Here is a 6,000-nt window from a genome sequence, read left to right on the forward strand (position 1 = left end):
TTATGGTTTTAATGAAAAACCGACACACTGCCCAAAAACAACAAAATGACAAAACTATGACAAAACTAAAAACTAAATTTTTGCAGCCTTAATGTGTCTATAAACTTAAATTGTATCTAATTTATATGAATACTGGGGTTCTTGATTACTACTTTGTCACGAAATACAAAACTCATTTTAAATTTACACATATATGTGTTTTTTCAATAACCAACGGCTTAATTTTCCCATACTAAAATGCAGAAAAAACCTGAAAAAGAACTCTTTTAATACTCTTTCTTTATTTAGTATGTAAATAGACAAACTATACTATATATGGAGAAAGAATATAAATATATAATAACAATTACAAACTTTCGGCACACTGTCAAATAATCTAAAATAGAATAAAAATATGAACTATTATTGTGAAGCTTATTTTGAGTTTCTCGACTCCTTCGAGAAAAACGAAAGACAGGGCTTTCAGGTGGTAATAATGGAACCCGAGAAAATCTCCGAAGGCAGAGTTGTTGCGTTTATCGATATAGGCACTAACTCGATCCGGCTTCTTCTGGTCCGGATCAATCCCAATGGGTCTTACCTGCCCCTGACCAAGCAGAAGGAAACGGTCAGGCTCGGGGATGGGGAATTCATAGACAGAATTCTGCAGCCTAAGGCGATAGAACGCGCAGTTGTTGTCTGTAAAAAGTTCATGGAACTTGCCAGGGCCTACAGGGCAGAAGAGGTCATAGCTGTGGCTACCTCAGCAACGCGAGACGCAAGCAATAAGGTTCAGCTTCTCGAAATGTTGAAAAAGGAAGCAAATCTGGAAGTCTGTACAATTTCCGGAACTGAAGAAGCTCGCCTCATTTACCTTGGGGTTTCAAGCGGGCTTCGGCTTGGGAACTCAAAAGCTCTGTTCATAGATATCGGAGGTGGGAGCACCGAAGTATCGGTAGGGGACCAGACCCGGTGTTATTATCTTTATTCCTTTAACCTTGGAGCTGTCAGGCTGACAAATATGTTTTTGCAGGACGAAACCGGGCCTGTTTCCGAGGAACAGTATGAGCAGATTAAGGCTTATATTCGGCGCAAGATTACAGATATAATAAAAGACCTTTCCGAGTACGATATAAGCTGTTCGATTGGAAGTTCGGGAACAATTGAAAACCTTGCCAGGATCGCTTTTGTTTACTTGCACAAAACATCCCGTGAGAGTTTTGAGAAACTGGAGTATGAAGACCTGAAGAAAATAGTCAGGGCAATGTGCTCCATACCTCTCGAAGAGCGGCGTAAATTCCCGGGAATCAATGTGCAAAGAGCAGATATTATTATCGCAGGGGCTGCAATTATTGAGACATTTATGGAAGAGATGGGGCTTTCCGAAATCAGAATAAGTAAACGCGGGCTTCGAGAGGGGCTGCTTGTAGACTATATCTCAAAGAGTGAATTCTCCTACATGATTACTCAGATGTCTGTAAGAAAGCGCAGCATCATGCAGCTTGGGCTTACCTGCAATTTCGATGAAGAGCATGCTCATATCGTTACCAGACTTGCCCTTGAACTCTTTGACAGTATTCAGGCGCTTGGAATTTATAAGTTCAGGGAAGGGGAAAGGGAACTTCTTGAATACGGTTCCATCCTGCATGACATAGGGACATTCCTATCATACGATACCCATCAGGTCCATGCCTATCACCTGATAAGGGAGAGCAATCTTCCGGGTTTCCAGCCTGAAGAAATCGAAATCATAGCGAATCTTGCCTATTTCCACAGGAAAAATACGCCTAAAAAGAAACATCCCAATCTTGTCGGGCTTAATAAAGACACAGTAAAAAGTATAAAAGTTCTCAGTGCCCTGCTCCGCATTGCCGAAGGGCTGGATCGTTCTCACAATGGAGTTATTTCCCACGTCCGGTTTTACATAGCTTCTACCGACAGCCTGGTGCTTGAAATGCACGCTCAACAGGAGTGCCAGCTCGAAATCTGGGAGGTAGAGAAACAGAAAAAATATTTCAAGAAAATATTCGGATACAATCTTCAGTCTAAAGTCCTTATAAAGCAGGATGCTGGGGTTCCCTTAGTCTTAGAAGGAGACGCTGATCTTGAGGAACTTCCAGAGGTTGAAATATCCTCAAAAAGTTAAGTTAACACTTCTGCATTAGTACAGGTTATTATACTAAAGGTTATTATACTAACGCAGATTTTTCACTACGTTAGTACAGGTTTTTAACTGCATTTTCAATCCTTTCCCTGAAATTTCCATTGCATATCTTTCCCCAAGCATCGGGAAAGGAATTGAGCAGAGTCTGAAGTTCTTCTTCTCTGTATTCAAGATAGGATTCGATTCCTTCTGCATTTCCTTCTGCACTTCCTTCTACACCTTCGGAAAATTTCTTTTTCCCTGAAGCTTTTTCGCTCTCGACAGAACCCCATTCTCCGGTTCTCAGGTAAGAACCCAGCAGGTCAAGTGCAACTACTGTATCATGGAGATCTCCTAGATGGTCCTGGAAAGTTTTGAGTTCCTTGATTAGGTTTTTTGCGTCTTCTCCAAGCACGCTCTCAAAAAATTCTAGGGTATAACGCATTCCTTTGGCTGCAATCCTGAGCCTGTGCAGGCGTTCTACAGAAATATAAGGGCCTTCTACCCATTCGGAGTAAGCCCTGATATCTGCTAAACGTGCATAGAGGATTGAAGGAAGCACTTCTCTTACCCTATGGGGCAATGCATCATGTTTTTTGTTAGTTGCAGGAAGGATCAGGGTTTCTGGAGAGGCAAGTACGTCTGAAAAGTCTCTTTTGAAAGTCCGGTATTTTTCACTGTCCAGATAATCAAGCATGTTTTTCCTGGCTTTTTCTCGCTCTTCCGTAAGCACTGCAACAAGCGGGTCCAGATCATGTTCATGTTCTGGAGGCAGGGTTTTCAGGTACTTTTCGGCTTTTTCGCGGAAAACGTCTAGGTCCCTAACATCCCCAAGTGAACCAAGCGTTCTCCTGAGCCCTTTGAGGTGCGGCTCAAGCTGTTCGGAATCAAGATAAGCCTCAAAAATCTTTGCTGCAGCTCTCATTCTGCGGACTGCGACCCGCATATCGTGCAATTCTTCGATGTCCTCCCCTTTTATAGTTCCTTCTTCATGAGAGAGCATACAGGAAAATTGATAGGAAAATATCTTGCAGGCAAGCTGCGCCATAGAGTCAGTCGGTTTGACAGTTACTTTTTCATCCGGTCTGCACTTCTTTTTTTCTGGTTTTTTCTCCCTTGAAGCTTGTTTCTTTTCTGGTTTTTTTTCTTCTTCAGCCTGTTTTTTTTCTAGTCTTTTTTCCTTCCTTTCCTGTTTTTTTTCTGGTTTTTTTTCCTCTCCGGCCTGTTTCTTTGTTTCTATTTCTTTTATTTCAGATTCTTTTATTTCGGATTCTTTTATTTCGGATTCTTTTTCAATTAGAACTTTTTCGTCTTCAGCAGCCTGAGAAAACAGGAGTTTGCTTCCGTATAGATATTTCCAGAGTTTACTTTGTGCCTCAAACTTTTTTGCAGTTTTTTCAGTTACATCCCCTATTATTTCTATCTCCAGAACGTTTTCAAGCGACCTTATCTTTCCTGGCTGAATTTTGAGGGATGCGAAAAGGTCTGAAATTGACACAATGGCTGCAAGCATCAGGGCTTTGTTCTGTAGACCGGGAGGCAGTCCTGTGTGGAATCCTTTCAAGTTTGAGATTAAGTTTTTTTCGCTTACGTAATGGCTTACAAAAAGATCCTGAAGTTCAATGATCAAGGAGAGCATTAAAATTTCGTGAAGCTTGAGTCCTTTTACAGGATGTGTCAGAAGAATTTCTCTGCTCATACGTGCGCTCTCGCCAGGAAAAATGGAGTTTCCGTTATCCTTCAGGAAGGCTGCAAGTCCCAGGAGTTTTCTCTCTTCCTGTCCCAGTCTGTGGCATACAGACAGTCCATCAAAAAGTGTAAGAGCATATTCCCTACCTTTTTCTGCCCGGTTTTTATTTGCTCCGTAATACTCAAGCAGGCTTTCCGGATTCCATTGTTTAAATTCTGACGCTTTCTTTTCCTTTTTTGAAATACAATTTTTTCCAGCCTGAAGATGGAATTCAGGATCTTTTTCTTTATAGGTTGTAAAAGGAAAAATAGAAAGTCTCTTTTCTTTAAACTCTGAGCGCAGGGCTCTTATTTTGGTTTGAGGAACTTTCAGAAGCAGGCTGAGCTCTTCACAGCTCTTTTCTTTATCAAGTTCCATCAAAATCTGAGCCTGCTTCCCATACATGTTTTTCTGGTCTGCAAGCTGTGCGCAAAAAACTCTTTCTCTCAGGTTAAGGAAGGTTTTTTCAGGAAGGTTCTCCATGAAAAGAAAAGCTCTTTCGAACTTAGAAAAAGTGCTTTCTGCCAGGTTGTAATGCTTGAGCAGGAAAAGCCGGATAGTTTCAAGCTCTTCCGAGCTTCCTTCACTTTTAAGCTCAACTTCAAATTCATTATAGTGCTTTTCCCTGCCTTTACTTTTCAGGTTCACCCGGTCAAGGTAAGTCTCAGCTATAATCCTTTTTCCCATTTTTACCTGGCGAATTACCCTTTTCTGTTTGAGGGACAGCAGCGGAAAAAGGTCAAGTCCTGCCGTAAATTCAAAAATCAGGTCTCTAATACGGGAATCAGGACATGCGAGTACTGAAGTTCCTTCAGGCAGGAAACTTACATACTCTTCTCGCCTGTGAGTTCCACCTTCAAAACCTCCCAGGCTTTTAATGGTTACCCAGCTCCCGTTTTCCCCAGATGATTTCCTGACCCGCAGGTAATAGCCCGAAGCCATAATAGACCGGTTCTCAGTATCAAAGAAAATATCCTCATTTAACTGGATTTTCGCTTCCGAAAGAGAGTATGAAGCAAGCTTTGAAAGGCTTTCAAGGGCCTGAAAATCCGTTTCTTCCATTACCAGAAATTTTGATTCTATTTCCATACTTTTTTCTCCCACCCAAGTCCCGTCTCGGGAGGACGGGTCCGTTTCGCTCACTTTGTTCGCTCAAGCGGAGTAATTTATAAATAAAGATACTTATGTGATAAAAGGGCTGGTTTACAAATTCGAGTGCAGTTTTCTTCTATGTTTTCATGGTTGTAAATTATCAAGTCAGCGTTTTCCAGAATGCGGAATTACCGTGATTACATGGTTATATTGAATATACAGATGTACGTTTAAGGTAACAGTTATATTGGTTGAAGTACTATAAATTCCAATAAATTTCAGCATTTCTATGGAGTTAGTGCTCCATTTTTATTTAGTTAATATTATATATAGTTCTAATGTAACTTGACTTTGTCACATTTCCTTTTCACGTCAACCGTGATGTATAATTTTTCCTTTATAAATTTAGTTTCATGAAACAAATAACAGCTGATTTCATCAAGTCAAATAATATTTCTGTAAAAAAAATACATTTCAGATAGATATCTTGAATCCTATCTTAAAAAACTCGTTCTGCCATTTCAGTTTGTATTGATTACCTTAATGGTTTGATTCTTCTGCCAAAACGGAAGATATGAGTAAAATGACAATCTACTGTTGTAAGTGTTCCAACAATCAGTCTTTAAGCCACTTCATCTCAAATTCTCCTTGGCCTTCTACAAATCTCCTCAAATTTGTAAGAACAAAAGCCGTTGACATTTATGTTTTAATGGGAAAACAAGGACCAAAACCAAAATTCACGATATCTCCTGTCCTAATCAAGATTGTAAATTTATCGTATCTCTGGAAAGGAAATATCATAGGCAACGGCACATATCAAATCAAGAACAAGAGAGTTCGCAAATATATTTGCCGCATTCGTGGCAGAGTGTTCAATGATCGAACAGATACTTTCTTTAAAAATCTTCGTAAGGATGAATTCATTATCAAGTTAGCCTTGAAAATGGCTATTAGAGGAATGTCGGCATTGTTAACTAATTATAGCTATCTCTTTATTTCTATGTTTCATCAATAGAAGAACAGGGTACTTTAGCATTTCAATACTCTTCGTATAACA

2 protein-coding genes and 2 pseudogenes are annotated in these 6,000 nt (G+C 40.0%); 2 read left to right on the top strand and 2 right to left on the bottom strand.

Annotation, left to right across the window (positions count from 1 at the left end):
* Nucleotides 1-475 precede the first annotated feature (475 nt).
* Nucleotides 476-2,125, top strand: a complete 1,650-nt coding sequence (locus tag A9239_RS17355) for a Ppx/GppA phosphatase family protein (RefSeq protein ID WP_048123664.1) — start codon at nucleotides 476-478, stop codon at nucleotides 2,123-2,125.
* Nucleotides 2,126-2,195: 70 nt separating this feature from the next.
* Here A9239_RS17355 and A9239_RS17360 read toward each other — a convergent pair whose 3' ends face one another.
* Nucleotides 2,196-4,940, bottom strand: a complete 2,745-nt coding sequence (locus A9239_RS17360) for a CHAD domain-containing protein (protein ID WP_048123662.1) — start codon at nucleotides 4,938-4,940, stop codon at nucleotides 2,196-2,198.
* A gap of 577 nt (nucleotides 4,941-5,517) precedes the next feature.
* On the opposite strand from A9239_RS17360, the pseudogene A9239_RS19190 reads away from it, so the two are divergent.
* A pseudogene (locus A9239_RS19190) lies at nucleotides 5,518-5,667 on the top strand (IS701 family transposase); the annotation flags it as partial.
* 246 nt (nucleotides 5,668-5,913) lie between these two features.
* On the opposite strand, the pseudogene A9239_RS19195 reads toward A9239_RS19190, so the two are convergent.
* Nucleotides 5,914-6,000, bottom strand: a pseudogene (locus A9239_RS19195) (IS1 family transposase); the annotation flags it as partial.

Source organism: Methanosarcina sp. A14 (assembly GCF_001729375.1).
In the GTDB taxonomy this organism is placed as follows: Archaea; Halobacteriota; Methanosarcinia; order Methanosarcinales; family Methanosarcinaceae; genus Methanosarcina; species Methanosarcina barkeri.